Source organism: Amycolatopsis sp. NPDC047767, assembly GCF_040704195.1.
Classification (GTDB): domain Bacteria; phylum Actinomycetota; class Actinomycetes; order Mycobacteriales; family Pseudonocardiaceae; genus Amycolatopsis.
Map to the genome: position 1 here is coordinate 106527 of NZ_JBEYSJ010000006.1, position 20580 is coordinate 127106.

The following is a 20580-nucleotide window of genomic DNA, read 5'->3' on the forward strand; positions in this document are numbered from 1 at the left end:
TCAGCGGAGCGCTTCGGCCACCGCCGTGCCGAGGCGAGTTGTGGTAGCGGTGCCGCCGAGGTCGGGGGTGAGCTCGGCGCCGGCCGTGAGCACCTCGTCGACGGACGTGCGGATCGCTTGCGCGGCAACGGTTTCGCCCAGGTGTTCGAGCAGCATCGCGCCCGCCAGGATCTGGGCCACCGGGTTGGCGATGCCCTGCCCGGCGATGTCCGGAGCGCTCCCGTGGACCGCTTCGAACATCGACGGAAACTCACCCGATGGGTTGATGTTTCCGGACGGTGCCATGCCCAGTCCGCCCGTGACGGCGGCCGCCAGGTCACTCAGGATGTCGCCGAAGAGGTTCGACCCGACGACGACGTCGAGCCGGTCGGGCGCCTGAACCATGCGCGCTGCCAACGCGTCCACGTGCATCTGTCCACTTTCGACATCCGGGTACTTCGCCGCGACCTCGGCGAAGATCTCGTCCCAGAACGGCATCGAGTGGATCAGCCCGTTGGATTTCGTCGCCGACGTCACGCGAGAAGAACGCGTACGCGCCAGCTCGAACGCGTACCGGATGATCCGCTCCACCCCGACCCGCGTGAACACGGATTCCTGCAGCACGAACTCGTCGGGCCGCCCGGAGTTGTGCCGTCCGCCGATCGCCGAGTACTCGCCTTCAGAGTTCTCGCGGACGATCACCATCTCCAGCTCTTCGGCCGTCCGCCCCGAAAGCACCGATGTGGTGCCCGGCAGCAGCCGCACCGGCCGCAGGTTCACGTACTGCTGGAACGCGCGCCGCAGCGGGATCAGCAAGCCCCACAAGGAAATGTGGTCCGGTACGCCAGGGAACCCGACGGCACCCAGCAGGATGCCGTCGAACGCCGCCAGCTGCGCCACGCCGTCGTCCGGCATCATCGAGCCGGTCTGCGTGTAGCGCTCGCAGCTCCAGTCGAACTCGGTCCACCGCAAGGAAAAGCCGTGCCGAGCAGCGGCCGCGTCCAGGACCTTGCGCGCCTCGACCGTGACGTCGACGCCGATCCCGTCGCCCGGGATGCTCGCGATGCGGTACTCGCTCACAGGCCCACCGCGATGTACTTGGTCTCGAGGAACTCCTCGATGCCGACCGTGCCGCCCTCACGCCCGAGGCCCGACTGCTTGATGCCGCCGAACGGCGCCGCCGGGTTCGACACGATGCCCTGGTTCAGCCCGATCATCCCGGCCTCGAGACGCTCCGACACGCGCAGCGCCCGCTTCACGTCGTTCGTGAACACGTACGACACCAGGCCGTACTCGGTGTCGTTGGCCTTCGCGACCGCCTCGTCCTCGGTGTCGAACGAGGTGATCGGCGCGACCGGCCCGAAGATCTCCTCCGACGCCATCCGCGCGTCGACCGGCACGTCCGTGAGCACCGTGGCCTGGTAGAAGTGGCCGGGCCCGTCCACGGTCGCGCCGCCGGTGAGCACCCGCGCGCCGCGGTCGGTGGCGTCCTTGACCAGCGCGGTCACCTTGTTCACGGCGGCTTCGTCGATCAGCGGGCCGACGACCACGCCCTCCTCGGTGCCGCGGCCCATCGCCAGCGCCTGCATGCGCTCGGTCAGCCGCCGGGAGAACTCTTCGGCCACGCCACGCTGCACGTAGAAACGGTTGGCCGCCGTGCACGCTTCGCCGATGTTGCGCATCTTCGCCTGCATCGCACCTTCGACGGCGGCGTCGAGGTCCGCGTCGTCGAAGACCAGGAACGGCGCGTTGCCACCCAGCTCCATCGACGTGCGCAGCACCTTCTCCGCGCACTGCTCCAGCAGCTTGCGCCCCACCGCGGTGGACCCGGTGAACGACAGCTTGCGCGCGCGTCCGTCGCGGATCAGCGGCTCCATCACGCCACCCGCGTCGGTGGTCGTGACGACGTTCAGCACGCCCTCGGGCAGCCCCGCCTCGGCCAGGATCGACGCCAGCGCGAGCATCGACAGCGGCGTCTGCGCGGCCGGCTTGATCACCATCGTGCAGCCGGCGGCCACGGCCGGGCCGATCTTGCGCGTGCCCATCGCCATCGGGAAGTTCCACGGCGTGATCAGCAGCGTCGGACCCACGGGCTGCTTGGTGATCAGGAAGCGGCCGGCGCCGTTGGGCGCCGTCGCGTACCCGCCGTCGATGCGCACGGCTTCCTCGGCGAACCAGCGGAAGAACTCGGCGGCGTAGGTGATCTCGCCGGCGGCCTCGGCCAGCGGCTTGCCCATCTCGAGGGTCATCAGCAGCGCCAGCTCGTCACGGCGCTCGATCAGCTTGTCGTAGGCCCGGCGAAGAATTTCACCTCGTTCACGGGGCGCGACGGCGGCCCAGCCGGCCTGCGCGGCGACGGCCGCGTCGAGGGCCGCCATGCCGTCCTCGGCGCCCGCGTCGGCCACCTCGCACAGGGCGGTGCCGGTGGACGGGTCCTGCACCTCGAAGGTCTTCCCGCTCTTCGCGGGCACCCACTTGCCGCCGATGAAGAGTTCCTTGTCGACCGCGCCGACGACGCCGGCTTCAGTGATCGCGCTCATCCAGCTTGCTCCTCCGTGTTGTCCCGAGGCCATGCTATGGATATTGTCAACAATCGACAACCGCTACCGTGCTTTCCCAAGCAACCTCACACCAAGAACCAGGAGCGCCGCATGGCCGAGCTTTCCCCGCTGCTCAAGCAGGCAACTCCCGTCGTGGTCGACCACGGTGAAGGGGTGTACCTCTACGACGTCGACGGGAAACGTCACCTCGACTTCACCGCGGGGATCGGCGTGACCAGTACCGGCCACTGCCACCCGCGCGTCGTCGAGGCCGCGCGCGACCAGATCGGCAAGCTCATCCACGGGCAGTACACGACCGTGATGCACAAGCCGTTGCTGGAGCTCACGAAGCGCCTCGGCGAGGTGCTGCCGACGGGTCTCGACTCGCTGTTCTACGCCAACTCCGGCAGCGAAGCCGTCGAAGCCGCACTGCGCCTCGCGCGCCAGGCGACCAAGCGCCCCAACGTGATCGTGTTCCAGGGCGGATTCCACGGCCGCACGGTCGCGGCGGCCACCATGACCACGTCGGGCACCCGGTTCAGCACCGGCATCGGCCCGCTGATGGGCGGCGTGCACGTGGCGCCGTTCCCCTACGCCTTCCACTACGGCTGGGACGAGCAGACCGCCACGAAGTTCGCATTGCGCGAGCTCGACTACCTGTTCCAGACCGTCTCCGCGCCGAGCGAGACCGCCGCGTTCTTCGTCGAGCCGGTGCTCGGCGAGGGCGGCTACGTGCCGGCCAACAGCGAGTTCATGGCCGGCCTGCGCGAGCGCGCCGACCGCCACGGCATCGTGCTCGTGGTCGACGAGGTGCAGGCCGGCTTCGGCCGCACCGGCAAGTTCTGGGGCCACGACCACTTCGGCATCACGCCCGACGTCGTCCTCATCGCGAAGGGCCTCGCCAGCGGCTTCCCCCTGTCCGGCATCGCCGCTTCGCAGGAGCTGATGGCGAAGGCGTACCCGGGTTCGCAGGGCGGCACGTACGGGGGCAACGCGGTGTCGTGCGCGGCGGCGATCGCGACGCTCGACGTGATCCGCGACGAGAAGCTGGTGGAGAACGCCGCCGACCGCGGCCGTCAGCTGCTCGAAGGCGCGCGGCTGATCGCGGACAAGACGCCGGTGATCGGCGACGTCCGCGGCCTCGGCCTGCTCGTGGGCACCGAGTTCACCACCGCCGACGGCGAGCCCGACGGCGCGACGGCCGCGGCCGCCCAGCAGCTTGCGTCGAAGAGCGGCCTGCTGCTGCTCACCTGCGGCGCCTACTCGAACGTGGTCCGCATGGTTCCGCCGCTCGTCGTGAACGCCGAGCAGGTCGACGACGCACTGAAGATCTGGGGCGACGTGGTCGCCTCCGTCACCGCGGGGAGCTGAGCAATGGCGCGCTACATCACGATCACGCTCGACAAGCGCGGCGTCTCCTGCCGCGCGCGGCTGCTCGACGCCGAGGCGCCGCGCACCTGCCAGGCCGTGTGGGACGCGCTGCCGCAGAGCGGCTCGGCCTACCACGCGAAGTACGCGCGCAACGAGGTCTACACGCTCGTGCCGCCCTTCGCGAACCCCAAGCCGGGCCGCGAAAACCCGACCATCACGCCGATCCCGGGCGACGTCGTGTACTTCGGGTTCGAGGCGTGGGAGATCGGCAACCCCGCGTACGGCTACGACGACGACAGCGAGGCCCACGGCGACCAGGGCGCCACGGACCTCGCGATCTTCTACGGGCGCAACAACCTCCTGATCAACGGCGACGCCGGCTGGGTGCCGGGCAACGTGTTCGCCACGATCGAAGAGGGCCTCGCCGAGATGGCGGCGGCCGCGCAGGACCTGTGGCTGCGCGGCGTCGAAGGCGAGACGCTCACGTACGCGCGCGCCGAGTAGCCCCGCCGGCGGAGGCCTCCGCGTCCGGTGTCCGGACGGGCGCGGAGGCCTCCGTCGTCCCCAGCATCCCCAGCTCAGTTGGCGCCGTTGAGGTAGTTCTCGTACAGCGCCGTCCACACGTCGAGGTCGGCGAGCTCGTCGGCCAGGCACCGGCCTTCTTCGGTGAGCGCGAACCGCGTGTCCGGCGCCGGGCGCTCGTCCCACGAACCGGTCCCCCGGACGAGCCCTTCGGCGGCGAGCACCCTCAGCACCCGGGTGAGCCAGTGACGCGACAGTCGGGTGCGCCTGCGCAGTTCGGTGAAGCCCGTCTCACCCTCGGTGAGCACGTCGATCACCTCGACGGCCTTGCGGTAGCCGGTCACGTGCAGCGGTCCGGGCACGGCACACCTCCTTCGCCCGCGACGCTAAAGCGGTCGGGCACAAGGAACTCGGGCCGTTGACGAAGCTTTGACGCGGCCGTCGCGGGCGTTGACACCACGCCTCCGTCACCCGGGCGTGTGAACCTCCGAGACTCACCATTCGTGGCAGCCCCGTCACCGGTTCGGGTAACGACGACGCCCGGTTGTCGCAACGCAGGTCTGCTACCCAGAGTGATCAACTCGACTCTCGGCTACCTACGGTGGCCGTCCGTCCACAATGGCACCCCGCCGCAGAACACGAAAGCCTTACGCGTTTATGGTGGGAAGATTCGTGACGCCCGGCCCGGCCGGCGAATGGCTTTTTGACACCACGCCAGGGCGGTGAAAATCTTCGGTCGCTCCTCGCGAGAGCACAACTGAACACAAATCAGAACAAGGAGCCCCTCAATGCACACGTTCATCCAGCACGCGCACCACGGCCACGACCTGATCACGGGTCTGCTCGCCCACCTGGCGCACGTGCTCGGCTGGCTTGTCTGATCTGGCGGCAAGGTTTCACCGGGGGCCGGCCTGTTGGCGCGGGCCGGTCCCCTCGGTCAGCGCTTTACTGAATCAACTGCCACGCCGAGCGCAACGGCGCGGCACAGTTTTCTTTCCGGCCATTTTTCGGCGACTCGCGGGGCGTCGCCGAAATGGTCGTTTTTTCATTTCCAGGCGAAGGAGACGCGGCACCGAGGCCACCGGTCGCCGCAGGGGCGCGAACGGTCCCTTCGCGACACCCCTCCGACGAACGTGAAGAAGTTTCATAGCGAGCCCTCCACGCGACGTACTACGCTTCGGTAACCAGGCACCGGCGCGTGAGGGAGTGGCAGCTGATGGGTACCGTCGCGGCACGGCTGGCGGACATCGTCGGGGCGGAGAACCTGCTGGTCGGCGACGCGATCTCCGACGACTACGCCCACGACGAAGCGCTCAGCGTGCAGCAGCAGAAGCCCGCGTACGTCGCGAAGCCGCACAGCGCCGAGGAAGTCGCGGAGCTGCTGAAGGCCGCGTCGGAAGCCGGGCTGCCCGTGACCGCGCGTGGCTCCGGTACCGGGCTCTCCGCCGCCGCGCGACCCGTCGAAGGCGGTCTGCTCGTGTCGTTCGAGCGAATGAACTCCGTCCTCGAAATCGACACCGTGAACCACGTCGCGGTGGTGCAGCCGGGTGTCACGCTCGCGGAGCTGGACCAGCGCACGGCCGAGGCCGGCCTGACCTACCCCGTGTACCCCGGGGAGCTGAGCGCGAGCGTCGGCGGCAACGTCGGCACCAACGCGGGCGGCATGCGCGCGATCAAGTACGGCGTGACCCGCAGCAACGTCCTGGGCCTGCAAGCCGTGCTGCCCACCGGCGAGATCATCCGCACGGGCGGGCGCACGTCGAAGATCTCCACGGGCTACGACCTCACGCAGCTGATCGTCGGCTCGGAGGGCACGCTCGCGCTCGCCACCGAGGTAACGGTGAAGCTGCACCCGCGGCTGCCCCACGGCGCCACCGTGCTCGCGCCGTTCGACGACTTCGACCAGGTGATGGCCGCGGTGCCGAAGGTGGTGACCAGCGGCCTCGCGCCGCACATCCTCGAGTACATCGACAACCTCACGATGGCCGCGCTCGTCTACAACGAGAAGCTCGAGCTCGGGGTCCCCGACGCGATCCGCGACCGGGTGCAGGCGTATCTGGTGGTGGCGCTGGAAAACCGCGACACCGGCCGGCTCGCCGAAGACGTCGAGACGCTCGGCGAGCTGCTGGGTGAACTCGGCGCGATCGACGTGTACGTGCTCGAAGGCGGCTCCGCGCGCAAGCTCATCGAGGCGCGGGAAAAGGCGTTCTGGTCGGCCAAGTCCGCGGGCGCCGACGACGTGATCGACGTGGTCGTGCCGCGCTCGTCGATGTCCCCGTTCCTCACGAAGGCGCGCGAGCTGGCACAGGCCGCGGGCGCCGGCGCGATCGGCTGCGGGCACGCCGGCGACGGCAACGTCCACCTCGCGATCTTCTGCAAAGACCCCGAGGTGCGCACGAAACTGCTCACCGACATCTTCACCTGTGCCATGGACCTCGGCGGCGCGATCTCCGGCGAGCACGGCCTCGGCCGCACGAAAACCAAGTACCACAAGGAACTCGAAGACCCGGCGAAGCTCGAGCTGCTGCGGCGGATCAAGCAGGGCTTCGACCCCGCCGGCATCCTCAACCCCGGTGTCCTCTTCTCCTGAGCCCTGAGCCTGACCCAGAAAGTGAGCAGCATGAACGGCGCCCAGTCCCTGATCCGCACCCTCGTCGACGCCGGGGTGGAGGTCTGCTTCTCGAACCCCGGCACGTCGGAGATGCACTTCGTCGCCGCGCTCGACTCCGTGCCGGAGATGCGCGGGGTGCTCGGGCTGTTCGAGGGCGTGGTGACCGGCGCGGCCGACGGCTACGCGCGCATCGCCGAGAAGCCCGCCGCGACCCTGCTGCACCTCGGCCCGGGGCTCGGCAACGGGCTGGCCAACCTGCACAACGCGCGCCGCGCGCACACGCCGGTGGTCAACGTCGTCGGCGACCACGCCACCTACCACAAGCAGTACGACGCCCCGCTCGAGTCGGACATCGACGCGCTCGCGGGTTCGCTCGAAGGCTGGGTGCGCCGCTCTTCGCACACCAAGGACGTCGGTGCCGACGCGGCCGCGGCCGTCGCGGCTTCGCAGGACGCGCCGGGCCGGGTGGCCACGCTGATCCTGCCCGCCGACGCGTCGTGGGGCGAGGGCGGCGAGACGTGCGCGCCGATCCCGCCGCGCGCGCCGCAGGCGGTGGACGCGACGACCGTGAAGAACATCGCCGAGGTGCTGCGCAGCGGCGAATCGGTGGCGCTGCTCATCGGCGGACCCGCCTGCCGTGAGGCCGGGCTGCTGGCCACCAGCCGCATCGCCGCCGCGACGGGCGCCAAGGCATTGGTCGAGACGTTCCCGGCGCGTCTCGAACGCGGCGCGGGCCTGCCGAACATCGAGCGCCTCGGGTACCTGTCGGAGCAGGCGATGTACCAGCTCGACGGCGTGAAGCACCTGATCGTGGCCGGCACGCGCGCGCCGGTGTCGTTCTTCGCCTACCCCGGCAAGCCGAGCGTGCTCGTGCCCGAGGGCGCGAAGGTCCACGTGCTGGCGGAGGTCGGGCAGGACGTGGCGACCGCACTGGCCGACGTCGCCGCGATCGTCGCCGCCGACGTCGAACCGGTGTTGCAGGAGGCTTCGCGGCCGAAGTTGCCGAGCGGACCGCTGACGGCACAGAACTGGGTCGAGGTGATCGGCGCGCTGCTGCCGGAGCAGGCGATCATCGCCGACGAGGCCAACACGTCCGGCCTGCTGCTGCCCGGCGCCACGGCCGGCGCCCCGCGCCACGACGTGCTGACGCTGACCGGCGGCGCGATCGGCTACGGCATGCCGGTGGCCACGGGCGCCGCGATCGCCGCGCCGTCGCGGCCGGTGATCAACCTGCAGTCCGACGGCAGCGCGATGTACACGATCTCCGCGCTGTGGACGCAGGCGCGCGAAAACCTCGACGTCACCACGGTCATCCTCAACAACCACGCCTACGCGATCCTGCGCATGGAGCTGCAGCGCGTCGGCGCGGCGTCGGACGGGCCGAAGGCCAAGGATCTGCTGGACCTCAGCCGGCCCGACATGGACTTCGCGAAGATGGCCGAGGGCATGGGCGTGCCCGCCACGCGCGCGACCACGGCGGAGGAGCTGGCCGAGCAGTTCCGCCGGGCGCTGGCGGAGCCGGGACCGCACCTGATCGACGCCGCGGTGGCGCCGCTCCTCTGAACCCCGAGTTGCCCGCGTCAAGCCGTGTTGCTGAACCCGGTGACGGCGTGGCAGTTACGGATGGACTTGTCTGACCCGGTTCACCCTCGACGGTTGGCCCTCGCCGCCGTCATCACCGGGCTGTCGCGGGGATGGCGCTGTCGATGAGGGCGGCAGCGATGGCCGCGGCGGTCGTGAACACGTCGGTGTTCAGGACTCGGGTGCGGGCCGCGGCGCCGTCCAGGAGCAGCGCCAGTTGCTCGCCGAGTTGCTCGGGGTCGGTGGCGCCGGCCTCGCGAGCGGTTTCGGTGAGCCGAGCGGCGAAGGCTTTCTTGTAGTCGCGGGCGTACACGCGTGCCGGGTGGCCCGGGTCGGGGATTTCGACTGCCGCCTGGATGAAGGGGCACAGGGGCGCGTGCACCTCGAACACGGCGAGGAGTCGTTCGCGCGGTGTGAGGTCGGCGCGGTCGAACACCTCCGGCAGGATGTCGGGATCGAATCGGTGCAGGCATTCGGCGATCAGCTCGTCCTTGCCGGCGAAGTGCTGGTACAGCGTGCGTTTGGATACTTCAGCCACCGCGCACAGCTGGTCCATGCCCGTGGTGTTGATGCCCTGATCGCGGAACAGTTGCTGTGACGCGCTGACGATGCGCTCTCGTGCGCCCCTGCCGCGGCGCAGGCCTCGCGGCCCCTTCTCCACCTCTGTCACGCGCTCAGTGTAGCCGACTTGGGTACCGACCGGTGTACATAGCTTGCATCCCGCGCGCCTGCCCGCTACGTTAAGCACTCAGATCGGTGTACATAACATCGACTGGGCAACTGAAACGGAGTGGCTGTGGGAAAGCTCGACGGCAAGGTAGCGGTGATCACCGGCGGATCCACCGGCTTGGCACTGGCCGGCGCCAAGCTGTTCGTCGAGGAAGGCGCGCACGTCTTCATCCAGGCTCGGCGGCAGGAAGCATTGGACGACGCCGTCAAGCTGATCGGCCGCAACGTCACCGCCGTACAGGGTGACGCGGCCGACCTGGCCGACCTGGACCGCTTGTACGACACCGTCAAGCGGGAAAAGGGCTCGATCGACGTGGTGTGGGCCAGCGCCGGAACGGGTGAACCCGCCGTCCTCGGCGAGATCACCGAGGAACAGTTCCACCGCGCCTTCTGGCTCAACGCGCGCGGCACCCTTTTCACCGTCCAGAAGGCACTGCCACTGATCAACGACAACGGGTCGATCTTCATGACCGGATCCAACGCCTCACTCGGCGCGTTCCCCGGCTGGAGCCTCTACGCGGGAAGCAAAGCCGTTCAGCAGGCCTGGGCCCGCGTCTGGCTCAACGAACTGCGCGACCGCAATATCCGGGTCAACGTCCTGACCCCCGGCCAGGTCGCCACCGCCAAACAGGAAGAACTGTTCGACGAGGCCACCAAAGCCGCATTCGAGTCCCTCATCCCCCGCGGAAAGATGGGCCGCCCCGAAGAAATCGCCGCCGTCGCGCTGTTCCTCGCCTCCGACGACTCCAGTTACGTCAACGGCCTGGAACTCGTCACCGACGGCGGCGCGACCGCAATCTGACCCACGCAGAAGAGAGCGCACCTCATGAGCAGCATCACCCTCATCGGTACGGGAAACATGGCCCGCACCATCGGCACGCTCGCGGTGGCGGGCGGCAACACCGTCGAGGTGATCGGCCGCGACGCGGCCAAATCCGCGGCCCTGGCCAAGACACTCGGCGGCGGCACCACGGCCGGGACATTCGGTGCCACCCCGGCCGGCGACATCGTCCTCCTCGCCGTGCTGTTCGACAGCGCCGTGCCGATCGTCCGCGAGTTCCGGGACGCGCTGGCCGGCAAGATCATCGTCGACATCACCAACCCCTTCAACGCCACCGGCACCGGGCTGGCGCTCCCCCACGACACCTCCGTCGCCCAAAGCGTGGCCGAGGCCGCGCCCGCGAGCGCCCGGGTCGTGAAGGCCTTCAACACTCTTTTCCGCCACGTCCTGGCCCAAGGCGGCCCCGTGGACGTGTTCCTCGCCGGCGACGATGCGCAGGCCAAGGCGAGCGTGTCGACGTTCATCGAGAGCCTCGGACTGCGCCCGCGCGACACCGGCGATCTGAGCATGGCCCACTGGCTGGAGGGAGCGGGCCTGTTGACGATGGGCTTGGCCCGCCACGGCGTGGGGAACTTCGACTTCTCCCTCGGCATCAACAACCTCGGCTGAGCCGCCACATCCGGCACGCGGATACGCCCACAACCACGGCGCCGCCCTCTTTCCCTAGACGACAGCGGGTTCCGGGGCGGCCGTCTTCGCGCGGACCCGGGGCACGAGGGCCGTGAGGCCCAGCCCGATCACCGCGGCGACGGCCGCCACCGCGAACGTCGTGCGGAAGCCCGTGAGCGAAGGGACGGTCAGCCCGCCGACGGTGATGGTCAAGCTCGCGAGCAGCGTGGCCATCACCGCGCTGGACGTCGAGGTGCCGACCGACCGCATGAGGGAGTTGAGACCGTTGGCGGACGCGGTTTCCGTCACCGGCACCGAACCCATGATGAGCGCGGGCATGGCGGCGTAGGCGATGCCGACGCCCGCACCGATGATCACGGACGCGGTGATGAGCTCGACGACGTTGCCCATCAGCAGGATCGCGAAGACGTAACCGATCGCGATCACGATCGACCCGGTCATGAGGGTGACGCGTGCGCCGTAGCGGTTGGTCAGGCGCGCGGAGACAGGTGACAGGGCCATCATGACCAGGCCGTTGGGCGCGAGGCAGAGGCCGGCCTGCACCATCGTCTGGCCGAGTCCGTAGCCGGTGGCCGACGGTGCCTGCAGCAGCTGCGGGAAGGACAATGCCATGGCGTACATGGAAAACCCGACGAGGATCGACGCCAGGTTCGTGAACAGCACCGGCCGCCGCGCCGACACGCGCAGGTCCACGAGCGGGTCCCGGCGGCGCAGCTGGTACCAGCCCCACCCGAGCAGCACGACGACGGCCGCGGCCGCGCTGCCGAGCGTGCCGGCGCTGCCCCAGCCCCATTCGCCGCCCTTGACGATCGGCAACAGCAGGCACGTCAGCCCGACGACCAGGCCGAACGCGCCCAGGTAGTCGAACGGCGCGGGCGTGTGCACGGGCGATTCGCCGACGTAGCGCAGGATCAGCGCCGCACACACCACACCGAGCGCGGCGGCGCTCCAGAACAGCACGTGCCAGTCGGCGTTCTGCGCCACGACCGCCGCCAGCGGCAGGCCGATCGCGCCGCCGACACCCAGCGTCGCGCTCATCAACGCGACCGCGCCGCTGACGCGCTCGGGCGGCAGCTCGTCGCGCATGATGCTGATCCCCAGTGGGATCACGCCCATCGCGCAGCCCTGCAACCCGCGGCCGACGACCATCAGCGCCAGCGAGCTCGTCAGCGCCGAGATCACCGAGCCGGCGACCAGCACGGCCAGGCTCGCGAGCAGCACGCGCCGCTTGCCGTAGAGGTCCCCGAGCCGCCCCGCGACGGGCGTGATGATCGCGCCCGCCAGCAACGTCACGGTGACGACCCACGACGCGTCGGTCGCGGATGCGTTGAGCAGCTTCGGAAACGCCGGGATGAGCGGCACCACCAACGTCTGCATGAAGGACGCGACAAGGCCGCACGAAGCGAGCACAGGAACGATCGCTCGTCCGCTTGTCTGAGCCACGTTGTGCCCCCGGTTCAGTCGTACGCCGTACCGGAAGGAACGCTACCGCTTAGACCGGCCTCGACGGGAGGTACGTGATTGATCCGACTTACCGGATTGGGCTGAACGGAGCAGTCATTCCGGTCAACGGCGGATCAGGGCCAGGTACCGTCGCCGCCGGAGCAGTAAAGCAATGACGCGCCCGCGTCACCGTCCGCCGGGGACAGCGCTCAGGCGGGCCAGCTGCTCCCGCAGCGCCGCCGGATCGACCGAGACGATCCCCTCGCCCGCGTCCACCGGAACCAGCAGGCCGTCCGGTGGATCGGGGAGGTGGCCGAGGTCGTGGATGGCGTCGTCGATCCAGACCCACGGGCGGCCGGCCGCGTAGGCGCGGATGGCGCCCAGCTTGCGGAACTGCACCGGCAGGAACGGCCACGGCTCGGCGGGCAGTTCGAGCACCTCGCGCAACGCGGGATGGGCGTTGTGGGACCACGAGCTCGCCCACACCACGTCGAACTCCTCGGCCAGCTGTCGCAGCACGGCGGACGCACCGACCGGGATGCTGATCGGCCTGGCCCAGCGGTGGCCGTAGGCGTGGACGACCGTCTCCACGACCGGCACCTTCGGGTCGTCCAGCGCGAGCACGCCGTCGACCTCCACGACCGCGATCGGGCGTGAGCTCACGATTTCCTCCTACAGGTCGAGAACCAGCCGCGGCGACGTGCAGCGGGACACGCAGATGAACATCGTGTCGCCGGCTTCCCGTTCCGCGTCGGTGAGCACGGAGTCGCGGTGGTCGAGATCGCCCTCGAGCACCCCGGTTTCGCAGGTGCCGCAGATGCCGTCCTCGCAGGAGTACGCGACGGGCAACCCGGCTTCCTCCAGCACCGACAGCACGCTGCGGCCGGGACCGACGGTCACGGTCAGCCCCGAGCGTGCGCAGACGACCTCGAACGGGCCCGCCGGCCGCGGCGGGCCCGGTGGCCGCGCGGCGAAGCGTTCCAGCCGCAGCTGCCGCCCGTGCTCCGCGCACCGCTTTTCGACCGCCGCCAGCAACGGTTCCGGGCCGCAGCAGTAGACGAGAGTGTCCGAAGTGGTCTCTTCCAGCGCCTCGTCGAGGTCCAGCAGCCCGAACTCGTCCTCGGGACGAACGAGGACCGCCGGGCCGAGACCCTCGAGAACGTCCAGGAACGCCATCGACGCGCGCCGCCTGCCGCCGTACACCAGCCGCCACCGCGCTCGGGACGCGGCCACCTCCGCGATCATCGGCAGCAACGGCGTGATGCCGATCCCGCCCGCCAGGAACAGGTAAGCCGGTGCGTCGGCCAGCTCGAAGTTGTTCCTGGGCGCGGAGACCGTCACCAGTGCGCCGGGACGCAGTCGCGTGTGGACGAACTCGGAGCCGCCGCGGCCCGCGGGGTCGCGCGACACGGCGATCTTCGCCGTCCGCAGATCACCCGGGTCACCGCACAGCGAATAGCTGCGCCGCAGTCCCGGGCCGAGGTCGAGGTCGAGGTGCGCGCCCGGCGTCCACGCGGGCACGGGCGCACCGCCGGGATCCGCCAGCAGCAGGGAGAGCACACCGTCCGCCTCCCACGTCATGCTCACCACCCGCAGCTCCGTCACGGGGTGGCCCCGGCTTCCGCCGGCACGCCGTCGAAGTAGCTTCCGGCCACGACGTGGTAGGTCGTGGTCTCGCCCTCGCGTACGACACCGACCGGGTCGTGGCCGTCGGCGACCGCCTTGATCTGCTTGGCCATCATGCGCCGCAGCATCGCGACACCCTGGTCGGTCGTCGTCAGGAACTCGCGCGAGTGCACGGCGATCGCGCCCTGCGATTTCTGTGCCTCGTAGTCGCCGGGGTAGCGCTGGTGCTCGTCTTTGGTGAGCTCGTGCCAGAACTGGTCGTCGCCCAGCTTCAGGCCCTCGGTGCGCAGGTAGCCGGGGTCGGCGGCCCGGAACAACGTGAAGACCTTGAAGTGCGTGTCGTCGAACGGCACCGCCCACCCGACGATCGTCGTCGGCCCCAGCACCTGCAGGCGCGGCCCCGGGATCAGCCGGACGTTCGGGAAGACCACGTCGGTCAGCCGCGTGAGCACGCGGCCGCCGGGAAAATCGCGCAGCGCCGTGACGCGCACGCCCTGCTCGGTGCAGGAAAACGTGCATTCGGGCAGCACCGCCATCTCCGGGATGAACTGGTTGCCGGAGAAGCGCGCGTGCAGGATGGGGATGTGGAACGGGTCCATCACGTTTTCCCAGTGCTGGAGCCAGTTGAAGTCCACTTCGGCCGGTCCGCCGGCGCCGAAGCTCTTGTCGTCGGCATACACGGCTTCACCTTCGCCGAGGTTCTCCAGCACGTCGTAGACGGGGAACGCGGGTTTGCGATCCGGCGGGCCCAGGTAGGCGAAGATGAGCCCGTGGTACTCCTTCAGCGGGTACCACGGCTGGCGCACCCGGTCGCGGTGGCGGCCCAGCTCCGGTTCGCACGGCTGCTCGAGACAGTGACCCTCGGTGTCGAAGACCCAGCCGTGGTAGCAGCAGCGAATGCCGTTTTCCTCGACGCCGCCGTAGAACAGCGACGCGCCCCGGTGCGCGCAGTCCGGCGCGAGCAGGCCGGGCGCCCCGCGGCGGGTGCGGAAGAGCACGAGATCCTCGCCGAGGATCCGCAGCCGTTGGGGGGTCGTGGTGGCGTCGGCCGACAGTGCGATCGGCTGCCAGTAGCGGCGCAGAACCTCGCCGTACGGCGTGCCGGGTCCGACCTGGGCCAGCTCCAGCAGGGACTGACCGGGCTGGCGTCCGTAGGCGGTGCCGACGTCCATGGGAACTCCTCGCTCGTGGTGGTGAAAACCCACTCAAGCGCCCGGGAACGCCGCCGCTCAACGGCGGCTCCGATCAATGGAGTGCCGGTCGGTCCGGCCACATGCGCGTCGGCCTCGCGGGCACCGGCGAACGCAACGCCCGCCCGATCCCGTGGGCCGCCGCGAGCAGCGCCGGCACCAGCGCCATCGGCTGGATGCCCTTCGTCGGGGCGACCACGCCGATCGCCGCCACCACGGCATCGTCGCGGCCGGTCACCGGCACCGCGACGCTCACCGCCCGTGGGCTCACGAACCCGTCGCACACGACATAGCCGTGCTTGCGTGCGTACGCCCACAGCCGCCGTAGCTCACCCGGCTCGGTCGGGGTCTTCTCGTTGAACCGCGCCAGCGGTCCCGCGAGCACCTCGTCCCTCAGCTCGGCACCCGCGTGCGCCATCAGCACCGCTCCCGCGGCCACGACGTGCGCGGGCACCCGCCGTCCGGCGTGCAGGATCAGCTCCTTCAGCACGTTGCGGGCCTTCAGCCACTCGACCACGAGCACGTCTTTGCCCTCCAGCACGCTCAGCTGCGTGTGCTGCCGGGTCGCGACGTGCACGTCCTCCAGGTACGGCATCGCGGCCTCGCGCAGATCCAGCGCGCGGGCCCCCAGCGCGGCCAGCTCCCACAGGTGCAGCCCGATCCGGACCCGGTGGTCCTCGGCGCGCTCCAGGAACCCGACCTCGAGCAGCTGCGCCACGAGCCGGTGCACCGTCGGCACCGGCAGGCCCGCCTTCCGCGCGATCTCGGCGACCGTCAGGACCCGATGCTCCTCGTCGAACGCCTCCAGCACGCGCGCACCTCTGGCGAGCACCGACTCGCCCGTCGTCCAGCGCGCCACCGTGCCTCCGCGTTCCCGTGTGCCTGCGGTTCCGGCCGCCGCCGGAAGGACTCGCTTCCCGCCACTCATGATGACCGATTTCGGGCACCGCGGTCCGCCGCCCGACAGGCCCGCCCCATCCGGCCGCGTCCGGACGGGGCGCGCGGTACTGTGTCGACGGGCCGGGGAGCGCCCGGAACGACGGAGGCGACGGGGGCCAAGTACGTGGGGATTTTCGACAAGATCCGCGGCGAGTTCATCGACATCATCGAGTGGACCGACGACAGTCGTGACACGATCGTGTGGCGTTTCCCGCGCTACGAGAACGAGATCAAGATGGGCGCCAAGCTCACCGTCCGCGAATCGCAGGCGGCGGTCTTCGTCAACGAGGGCCAGGTCGCCGACGCCTACGCCCCGGGCATGCACACGCTGCAGACGCAGAACATGCCGATCATGTCCACGCTCAAGGGCTGGAAGTACGGGTTCAACTCGCCGTTCAAGGCCGAGGTCTACTTCGTCAGCACCCGGCAGTTCACCGACCTCAAGTGGGGCACGCAGAACCCGATCATCCTGCGCGACCCGGAGTTCGGCATGGTCCGGCTCCGCGCGTTCGGCGGGTACGCGGTGCGCGTGGTCGAGCCGGTCGCGCTGCTCAAGGAGCTCGCGGGCACCGACCCGCAGTTCCGCACCGAGGAGGTCTCCGAGTACCTCCGGCAGATGATCATCGGCAAGCTCGGCCCCGCCATCGCCGCGGCCAAGGTGCCGATGCTCGACCTGGTCACCCAACAGGACCGGATCGGCGGCGCGATCGCCAACGCGCTCAACCTCGAACTGCACGCCAACGGCATCGAGATCTCGAAGTTCATCATCGAGAACATCTCGGTCCCGCCCGAGGTCGAGGCCGCGATGGACAAGCGGACCCAGATGGGCGTGGTCGGCGATCTCGACCAGTACACGAAGTTCCAGTCCGCCAACGCGATCGAGGCGGCCGCGAACAACCAGGGCGGCGCGGGCGAAGGCCTGGGCATCGGCCTCGGCATGGCGCTCGGCCAGCGCGCCGCGGGGCCGCAGGGCGCGCCACAGCAGTACCAGCAGCCGCAGCAGTACCAACAGCCCCAGTACCAGCAGCAGCCGCAGCAGTACCAGCAGCAGCCGCCGTCCGCGCCGACGCCGCAGATGCCGCCGCCGCTGCCGCAGTCCGAGCAGTGGTTCGTCGGGGCCAACGGTCAGCAGCTCGGCCCGTTCGACCGGAGCCAGCTCGGGCAGCAGATCTCCTCGGGCACGCTGACCCGGGAGACCCTCGTGTGGAAGTCCGGAATGCCGCAATGGACGCCGGCCGCGCAGGTGCCGGAGGTCTCGCCGCTGTTCGGCGCGACCCCGCCGCCGCTGCCGCCGCAGTCCTGAGCCGTCCTGACTCGTCCAGCGGAGGGGAGCCGCCATGACCAACCCGAACTACCCGCACCACGGCCCGATGCCGAGCGGGCCCATGCCCGGTAGCCCGATGCCCGGTGGTCCGATGCCTGGCGCGCCCATGCCGGGTGGCCCGATGCCGAACGGCGCCATGCCCGGCGGACCGGCGTCCGGTGGCCCGATGCCGAGCGGACCGATGCCCGGGGCACCCATGTCGGGTGGCCCGATGCCCGGCGGACCCATGCCGGGCGCACCAATGCCAGGCGGACCCGTGCCCGGCGGTCCCGCGCAGTCGGGTCCGCCACCCGCGTTCGCGCCGGCACACACGGCCGCGAGCACCTACCCGTGCGGCGGCTGCGGCGCCCGCCTGGAGTTCGCGCCGGGGTCGACGTCGATGCAGTGCCCGTACTGCGGGTACCGCCAGGAGATCACGGCGGGCGACCGGCAGATCCGCGAGATCGCGTTCGCCGAGCTGACCGACCTGGCCCGCAAACCGGTGGCCACGATCGGCCAGTACGTCTTCAAGTGCCAGCGCTGCGGCGCCACCACCGAGACGAACGAAACCGCCAGTCTGTGCCAGTTCTGCGGTGCCCCCTTGGTGATCGACGCGCACGCGTCCGGGCAGCTCGTGCCCGAAGGCGTGCTGCCGTTCCAGTTCGACAAGGGCGCGGTGAGCACGCACCTGAAGAAGTGGACGAACTCGCGCTGGTTCGCGCCGAACGCGCTGAAGAAGGTCGGCACGGCCGAGTCCACCAAGAGCACCTACATCCCGCACTGGACCTACGATTCGCAGACGGACACCGTCTACTCCGGACAGCGCGGCGAGCACTACTGGGTCACCGAGACCTACTACGACAACGGGCAGCAGAAGACCCGCCGGGTGCGGCACACGCGCTGGTATCCGGCGGGCGGCCAGGTCGCCCGGTTCTTCGACGACGTGCTGGTGCCGGGCAGTACCCAGCTGCCGGCCAAAGAGCTCGACAAGCTCGCGCCGTGGCCGCTGGAGCAGGCCGAGCCGTATCAGCCGCAGTTCCTCGCCGGGCATTTCGCGCTGCGCTACGACATCGAGGCCGAAACCGGCTTCGAGGAAGCGAAGCGCCGCATGACGCCGGTCATCGAGGACGACTGCCGCCACGACATCGGCGGCGACGAGCAGCGCGTGCAGTCGATGAACACGCAGCACCGCGACGTCACCTTCAAACTGATGCTGCTCCCGGTCTGGGTCGCCACCTACGTCTACGCCGGCAAGAACTGGCGGATCCTCGTCAACGGCCGCACCGGCGAAGTGCAGGGTCAACGGCCCTACAGCAAGGCGAAGATCGCCATCGCGGCCCTCATCGCGCTGATCGTCGTCGCGGCGATCGTCTACTTCGTCGCGATCCGCGGCCACAGCAGCGGATCGACGCATTCGTCGACCACCCACTCGACGACGACTCACCACACCACGGTGACGCACCACCATTGACGCAGGTGCACCGGGAATCAGCTCGCGGGGCGGGCGATCCAGGTGAGGACCCCGCCGTGGCCGGAGCAGGTGCCGGAGCGGTGCTGGCTGTAGCTGTAGCTGCCGTCTTTGCACTTGGCGGTCGCACCGGCGGGGTTGGACGACGGGCGGTGGACGCACACGCCGGACGAATTGCGGTAGTAGTCGGCGCTGCAGGCAGTCGAGTTGGTTTTCGGCGGCGCCGCGGTGGTTTTCGGAGTGGTTTTGGCTTTCGCCGTGGTTTTCGGAGCCGTGGTTTTCGCAGCTGTGGTTTCCGGTGTGACGTAAGCCGGCACCGAAGTGGTCGAAACGGGCGAATCGGTCGTCTTCGGCGTCGCGGAAGTGCTTTCCGGCAACGCAGAACTGCTCGGAGCCGAGGTCGTGGTGGCCGGCACGACGACACCGGTGTTCCCGGTCGGCGCCGGTGCCGCCCCGCAGCCCGCGACCAGCAGTCCGGCAGCCAGCACCATTCCTTGCCGGGCCACTAAAGCCACCCGGCGACAGACCACGTGTCAGCCGCCGACCTGACTCGCGGCCGTGCGGGCGCGCCTCATGAACTGCCGGTAAGCCCCGTTCCGGAAGGTCTTGAGAGGTCTGGACACCTTTTCCGGGTTGTCACGGCGCCGATTCCCCGAGGAAGATGTGGCGCGTGCGAAAACGAGCTGTGGTGGCCGGGGGCGGCGTCGTCGGGCTGACGACGGGGCTCGCGCTCCGGCAGGCGGGGTTCGAAACTCTGGTGTGCGAACAGGAATCCGAGATCCGCGGGGTCGGCGCCGCGCTGGGGCTGTGGGCCAACGCGCTCGCGGTGTTCGACCGGCTCGGCGTGGGTGGCACCATCCGGGCGGCCGGCGCGCCGAGCGCGATCCGCTACCAGGACCCGGCCGGGCAGGTCATGGACGAGTACTACGGCGACCTCGCCGACGTCGACTACCTCATGGTCACCCGCCAGCGCCTCAACGAGCTGCTCGCCGCCGCGCTGAGCGCCGACGAACTGCGCACCGGCGCCCGCGTGACCGGCTACCGGGACCACGATGACGGCGTCACCGTGGAGTTCGCCGACGGTTCCACCGAGGAAGCCGACCTCCTCGTCGGCGCCGACGGCGTGTACTCACGCGTCCGCGAGCAGCTCTCCCCCGTCTCGGCCGCGCAGGAGTACCCGGGCCACCTGGCGTGGCGCGGGATCGTCGCGGAGAGCGCGATCCCGGAGATCACGGTGGAACGCTTCGTCGTCGGCCGCGAACGCACCCGCGGCGGTGTGGTCCGCAGCGGCGGCGGCACGGCGTTCTGGGTCCTCGCGCAGCTGGGTTCGCCGCCCACCACGCGGTCCGCGAAGGAGGAAGCCCTCGCCCGCGTCCCCCACCTCTACGACGGCGGCTGGCCGTTTCCCCTGCGCGAAGCCATCGACGCGACGCCGGAGGACCGCGTGGTCAGCAACCGCGTGATGGCGCTGCCCCTGCAGTCCCGCTGGGTCTCCGCCCACGTCGCCCTCGCCGGCGATTCGGCGCACGCCGTGTCCCCGCACATCACGTCGGGCGCGTCCCTGGGCATCGAGGACGCGCTGGTGCTCGCCGACCACCTCACGCAGGCGGACGTCCCCGCCGCGTTGCGCGCATACGAAGCCGATCGGCTCCCGCGTTACGCCGAGGTCTACCGCTGGGTCGACGAGGTCGCCGCGGCCGCCGACGAACCCCACTTGTACGCCAAGGAGTTCTTCGACTTCGTCAGGTGGATGCTCGGCCGATGAGTTTTCGGGCGCCCGGCAGTCAGTACGGGCACACCGAAAACG

At 70.0% G+C, this 20580-nt stretch carries 20 protein-coding genes; 9 read left to right on the forward strand and 11 right to left on the reverse strand.

Annotated features, from left to right (window positions below; translation table 11 throughout):
• Positions 1-1059: a tartrate dehydrogenase gene (locus AB0878_RS13415; protein WP_366579545.1), complete on the reverse strand. Its 1059-nt coding sequence runs from the start codon at positions 1057-1059 to the stop codon at positions 1-3.
• Complete coding sequence (locus tag AB0878_RS13420; protein WP_366579547.1) at positions 1056-2519, reverse strand: NAD-dependent succinate-semialdehyde dehydrogenase; 1464 nt, start codon at positions 2517-2519, stop codon at positions 1056-1058. The genes AB0878_RS13415 and AB0878_RS13420 overlap by 4 nt, the downstream gene beginning before the upstream one ends.
• 111 nt (positions 2520-2630) lie before the next feature.
• Here AB0878_RS13420 and AB0878_RS13425 point away from each other — a divergent pair, with 111 nt between their 5' ends.
• On the forward strand, positions 2631-3890 hold the full coding sequence (locus AB0878_RS13425; protein ID WP_366579549.1) for an aminotransferase class III-fold pyridoxal phosphate-dependent enzyme: 1260 nt from the start codon (positions 2631-2633) through the stop codon (positions 3888-3890).
• A 3-nt stretch (positions 3891-3893) separates the two neighbouring features.
• A complete protein-coding gene (locus AB0878_RS13430; RefSeq protein WP_364050084.1) occupies positions 3894-4394 on the forward strand; it encodes a DUF3830 family protein in 501 nt (166 codons plus the stop codon).
• A 74-nt stretch (positions 4395-4468) separates the two neighbouring features.
• Here the strand turns inward: AB0878_RS13430 and AB0878_RS13435 are convergent, their stop codons facing one another.
• Positions 4469-4774 carry a winged helix-turn-helix transcriptional regulator gene (locus tag AB0878_RS13435; RefSeq protein ID WP_366579551.1) on the reverse strand — a complete coding sequence of 102 codons (306 nt, stop codon included), beginning with the start codon at positions 4772-4774 and terminating at the stop codon, positions 4469-4471.
• An 854-nt stretch (positions 4775-5628) separates the two neighbouring features.
• On the opposite strand from AB0878_RS13435, the gene AB0878_RS13440 reads away from it, so the two are divergent.
• Positions 5629-7002 (forward strand): FAD-binding oxidoreductase, encoded by a 1374-nt coding sequence (locus AB0878_RS13440; protein WP_366579553.1) that lies wholly within the window; start codon positions 5629-5631, stop codon positions 7000-7002.
• Positions 7003-7032: 30 nt separating this feature from the next.
• Positions 7033-8586, forward strand: a complete 1554-nt coding sequence (locus tag AB0878_RS13445) for an acetolactate synthase large subunit (protein ID WP_366579555.1) — start codon at positions 7033-7035, stop codon at positions 8584-8586.
• A gap of 112 nt (positions 8587-8698) precedes the next feature.
• On the opposite strand, the gene AB0878_RS13450 is transcribed toward AB0878_RS13445, so the two are convergent.
• Complete coding sequence (locus AB0878_RS13450) at positions 8699-9274, reverse strand: helix-turn-helix domain-containing protein (RefSeq protein WP_366579557.1); 576 nt, start codon at positions 9272-9274, stop codon at positions 8699-8701.
• 126 nt (positions 9275-9400) lie between these two features.
• Between AB0878_RS13450 and AB0878_RS13455 the strand changes: the two genes are divergently transcribed.
• On the forward strand, positions 9401-10135 hold the full coding sequence (locus AB0878_RS13455; protein WP_366579559.1) for an SDR family oxidoreductase: 735 nt from the start codon (positions 9401-9403) through the stop codon (positions 10133-10135).
• Positions 10136-10159: 24 nt separating this feature from the next.
• On the forward strand, positions 10160-10783 hold the full coding sequence (locus AB0878_RS13460) for an NAD(P)-binding domain-containing protein (RefSeq protein ID WP_366579561.1): 624 nt from the start codon (positions 10160-10162) through the stop codon (positions 10781-10783).
• Positions 10784-10837: 54 nt separating this feature from the next.
• Here AB0878_RS13460 and AB0878_RS13465 read toward each other — a convergent pair whose 3' ends face one another.
• From AB0878_RS13465 to AB0878_RS13485, 5 genes are all read right to left on the reverse strand, one after another.
• Positions 10838-12247 (reverse strand): MFS transporter, encoded by a 1410-nt coding sequence (locus AB0878_RS13465; RefSeq protein WP_366579563.1) that lies wholly within the window; start codon positions 12245-12247, stop codon positions 10838-10840.
• Positions 12248-12433: 186 nt separating this feature from the next.
• Positions 12434-12910: a hypothetical protein gene (locus tag AB0878_RS13470; protein ID WP_366579565.1), complete on the reverse strand. Its 477-nt coding sequence runs from the start codon at positions 12908-12910 to the stop codon at positions 12434-12436.
• Positions 12911-12919: 9 nt separating this feature from the next.
• Positions 12920-13852 (reverse strand): PDR/VanB family oxidoreductase, encoded by a 933-nt coding sequence (locus tag AB0878_RS13475; protein WP_366579567.1) that lies wholly within the window; start codon positions 13850-13852, stop codon positions 12920-12922.
• Positions 13849-15045, reverse strand: coding sequence for an aromatic ring-hydroxylating dioxygenase subunit alpha (locus AB0878_RS13480; RefSeq protein WP_366579569.1), 1197 nt, complete (start codon positions 15043-15045; stop codon positions 13849-13851). The genes AB0878_RS13475 and AB0878_RS13480 overlap by 4 nt, the downstream gene beginning before the upstream one ends.
• A gap of 73 nt (positions 15046-15118) precedes the next feature.
• A complete protein-coding gene (locus AB0878_RS13485; protein ID WP_366579571.1) occupies positions 15119-15922 on the reverse strand; it encodes an IclR family transcriptional regulator in 804 nt (267 codons plus the stop codon).
• Between the two features lie 204 nt (positions 15923-16126).
• On the opposite strand from AB0878_RS13485, the gene AB0878_RS13490 reads away from it, so the two are divergent.
• The gene (locus AB0878_RS13490; protein ID WP_366579573.1) at positions 16127-17305 is read left to right on the forward strand and encodes an SPFH domain-containing protein; all 1179 of its coding nucleotides are present in this window, start codon (positions 16127-16129) and stop codon (positions 17303-17305) included.
• Positions 17306-17353: 48 nt separating this feature from the next.
• Here AB0878_RS13490 and AB0878_RS13495 read toward each other — a convergent pair whose 3' ends face one another.
• Positions 17354-17554 (reverse strand): hypothetical protein, encoded by a 201-nt coding sequence (locus AB0878_RS13495; protein ID WP_366579575.1) that lies wholly within the window; start codon positions 17552-17554, stop codon positions 17354-17356.
• 28 nt (positions 17555-17582) lie between these two features.
• On the opposite strand from AB0878_RS13495, the gene AB0878_RS13500 reads away from it, so the two are divergent.
• Complete coding sequence (locus tag AB0878_RS13500; RefSeq protein WP_366579577.1) at positions 17583-18776, forward strand: hypothetical protein; 1194 nt, start codon at positions 17583-17585, stop codon at positions 18774-18776.
• Positions 18777-18793: 17 nt separating this feature from the next.
• Here the strand turns inward: AB0878_RS13500 and AB0878_RS13505 are convergent, their stop codons facing one another.
• The gene (locus tag AB0878_RS13505; RefSeq protein WP_366579579.1) at positions 18794-19303 is read right to left on the reverse strand and encodes a DUF3761 domain-containing protein; all 510 of its coding nucleotides are present in this window, start codon (positions 19301-19303) and stop codon (positions 18794-18796) included.
• Between the two features lie 140 nt (positions 19304-19443).
• On the opposite strand from AB0878_RS13505, the gene AB0878_RS13510 reads away from it, so the two are divergent.
• Positions 19444-20538: an FAD-dependent monooxygenase gene (locus AB0878_RS13510; RefSeq protein WP_366579581.1), complete on the forward strand. Its 1095-nt coding sequence runs from the start codon at positions 19444-19446 to the stop codon at positions 20536-20538.
• The last annotated feature ends 42 nt before the right edge of the window (positions 20539-20580 follow it).

Coding starts and splice junctions, on each gene's coding strand:
- AB0878_RS13420 (WP_366579547.1), bottom strand. CDS start 2,519: ATGAGCGCGATCACTGAAGCCGGCGTCGTCGGCGCGGTCGACAAGGAA.
- AB0878_RS13425 (WP_366579549.1), top strand. CDS start 2,631: ATGGCCGAGCTTTCCCCGCTGCTCAAGCAGGCAACTCCCGTCGTGGTC.
- AB0878_RS13430 (WP_364050084.1), top strand. CDS start 3,894: ATGGCGCGCTACATCACGATCACGCTCGACAAGCGCGGCGTCTCCTGC.
- AB0878_RS13440 (WP_366579553.1), top strand. CDS start 5,629: ATGGGTACCGTCGCGGCACGGCTGGCGGACATCGTCGGGGCGGAGAAC.
- AB0878_RS13445 (WP_366579555.1), top strand. CDS start 7,033: ATGAACGGCGCCCAGTCCCTGATCCGCACCCTCGTCGACGCCGGGGTG.
- AB0878_RS13460 (WP_366579561.1), top strand. CDS start 10,160: ATGAGCAGCATCACCCTCATCGGTACGGGAAACATGGCCCGCACCATC.
- AB0878_RS13480 (WP_366579569.1), bottom strand. CDS start 15,045: ATGGACGTCGGCACCGCCTACGGACGCCAGCCCGGTCAGTCCCTGCTG.
- AB0878_RS13495 (WP_366579575.1), bottom strand. CDS start 17,554: ATGGGTCCGCCGGGCATCGGGCCACCCGACATGGGTGCCCCGGGCATC.